This is a genomic window from Streptomyces anatolicus, from assembly GCF_019400875.1.
In the GTDB taxonomy this organism is placed as follows: Bacteria; Actinomycetota; Actinomycetes; order Streptomycetales; family Streptomycetaceae; genus Streptomyces; species Streptomyces anatolicus.
The window spans coordinates 1-2363 of sequence record NZ_WMBF01000713.1 but is presented as its reverse complement, the minus strand read 5'-3'; the positions used below and the strand labels follow the sequence as shown (position 1 = coordinate 2363).

The window sequence follows — 2363 nt, the reverse complement described above, 5'->3', positions numbered from 1 at the left end:
GTGAGCTGCGGGGAGAGGGATTGCCGACAGTCGGGTTGCCGATAGTCGGGCTGCTCGCAGTCGGGCGCGGTGGTCATCCCGAGAGCATGACACTCACCTCTGACACCCCGTAGAACACGGCATCCGCCCTACCCAGCCCTCACTCTCCCACCCCTCCCTCTCCCCTGCCCTCTCTAGGCCAACGCGTCCGACCGCTCCGCGAGACCACGCAGCTCCGGAGACGCGGCACGCCCCGCCATCAGCACCAGCTCACGGATGACCGCACGCGTCGCCATGTGGCCGTGCACCACGTCGGGGGCGATCTCCTCGGCTCCCAGCAGACATTCGAGCGCGTCGGCGAGCTGCCGCCGCTGGGCGTGCGCGCGGCCCGTGTCCATGAGCAGGCGGGCTTGCCTCTCGGCCGACAGCTCGCGGGCGTCCAACCCGCTCGCGATGTCCAGCGCCTCACCGGCGTCCCCGAGTTCCACCGCCGTCGATACCGCCTGAGCCTCGACGTTGACGGGACCGAACTCCAGGTTGAAGTCGTTCCTCTCCTCACCGATCCGCTCACCGACCGCCCGGGCTCGCACAATCTGTTCCCGTGCGGCAACCCGCTGCCCGGCGCGGGCGTGCACCGCCGCGAGCGCGAGATGCAGTGACCCCAGGACCGACAGCTCCTCCGCAGCCGCCGACTCCGCGTCAGCATGCCGGGCCAGCGTGTTGATGGCCGCTGCGGCCGCGTGCTCGGCCTGGTCCAGATGTTGCAGCCGCAGGAAGGCGTGCACCAGACGGAAGACACCGACGAACACGCCGAGCCGGTCACCGGCGAGTTCCGCCGCACGGATCGCGCGGTCGGCTGCCACCCATGCCGCGTCGGCCTCGTTCTGCCGCACGAAGGCGGCGGCCAGAGCCTGGTAGGTACGGGCCAACAACTGGTAGGCCTCAGCCCGGCGCTCGTCCGAAATGGTGCGGGAAGCGCGCTCGAGACGGGGCACGAGAGGCCCCAGCAGCGCGCTCAGTTCCGCGAACCGGCCCGCGTGCGTCAGCACCCAGAGGTGGTCGACCTCCGCACGCAGCTCGGGCATCAACTCGTTTGGGGTGTCCTCCCGCGGCTCCAGCAGCACATCGAGCGCAGGGTGTCCCGAGATCACCAGCCGGGCCTGATCCAGGTCGTTCTGCGTCGCCTCTTCCGCCGCCTCGGGTCCGGCCGGGCCCGGCACCTCTGGTCGCAGGGTTTGCAGCGACACTCCCAGTCCGTCTGCGAGGAGTCGCAGCACGTCCAGCCGGTTGACTGGCTGGACGCCACGCTCGACCTGGGATACCCAACTGGCCGTGCGACTGAGCGCGGCGGCCAATTCGCTCTGGGTGAGTTCTCTTCGGCGCCTCAACTCCGCGACACGTGCACCGAATTCCCGCCGCTCCCGCGCTGTCACGACGACGAAGCCGCCTTTCCTGCGACCGCGTTCAAGAAGGTCACCTCGATGTCTGCCAGGTACGCGTCGCGCTCGGCCAGAAAGCGCCGGGTGTGGGGCTGTGCTTCATGCGCTTCGAACGCGGAGCGATCGGCGTACAGCTCATAGAAGACCCGCACCAACGGTTCGCCCTCCGGAATGTGGCTCACGTAGGTGAGGGTGCCGGGCTCGTGGGCCTCGATGCCTTTCAGCGTCCGAATGCAGAGCTGATCGAAGGCAGTTGCCGCGCTCTGATCCTTCAGCGAGAAGCGCACGACCAGGCCGAATCCCTTGCTCATGGGTTCCCCTTCCCGTTTCCGTGCAGTCTGACAGTCACGCAGCCAAGCTGCGACTAGCAGAACTTCTTCACTCGCACAGATTCTGCGAGTATGCTCGTGAGCGAGCGGCTACCCAGTGTGATTGCTGAGGCCTGACCGGGGAGTTGCGACCCACTGCCGCGTCCGCGCACAACACGTACCGAGCCCGTGACCGGGCCGACCGGTCCGGGGGTGTGGCCACTTGGAGAAAGCAGGTAGCCATGTCGAACCCGGCTACTTCCCGAAGGGCTCCGCGAAAGAGGACGGCGCGGGTTGGGGTGGACGCGTGACGATGAAGCCCTGTTACCTCATCACGGACGCGGACGGCGGTTACGTCTCCCGCCTGGCGGACAACATCGAAGCCATTCAGCTCGGCATGGCCACCCAACTGCTGGAGCATGCGGACGTACTGTTGGCCGACCTCAAGGCAGGCACCCATGAGCTCCGCTACTTGGCCAAGTGCCTCTCCGAAGCTCTCCGCGACGTCCATCGCATCGCGGAGGGACGTGGCGCTCGGATGCCGCTGGGCGATGGTGAGGGGTGGGGTTGCTGAGCCGGACTGCGCAGCGTCCAGCGCGGGGCTCCGGTCCAGGCGACGGTGGTGGGGGGTGGTGGG

Annotated in this window: 3 protein-coding genes; 1 reads left to right on the top strand and 2 read right to left on the bottom strand. The window is 68.1% G+C overall.

From position 1 onward, the window contains the following. Positions 1–173: 173 nt before the first annotated feature. A complete protein-coding gene (locus tag GKQ77_RS31695; RefSeq protein ID WP_219692563.1) occupies positions 174–1412 on the bottom strand; it encodes a helix-turn-helix domain-containing protein in 1239 nt (412 codons plus the stop codon). Then, the gene (locus GKQ77_RS31690) at positions 1409–1729 is read right to left on the bottom strand and encodes a putative quinol monooxygenase (protein WP_219692562.1); all 321 of its coding nucleotides are present in this window, start codon (positions 1727–1729) and stop codon (positions 1409–1411) included. The genes GKQ77_RS31695 and GKQ77_RS31690 overlap by 4 nt, the downstream gene beginning before the upstream one ends. Before the next feature lie 310 nt (positions 1730–2039). Between GKQ77_RS31690 and GKQ77_RS31685 the strand changes: the two genes are divergently transcribed. Continuing rightward, entirely contained in the window at positions 2040–2300 is a 261-nt protein-coding gene (locus GKQ77_RS31685; protein ID WP_219692564.1) for a hypothetical protein, read from the top strand. Positions 2301–2363: the final 63 nt, after the last annotated feature.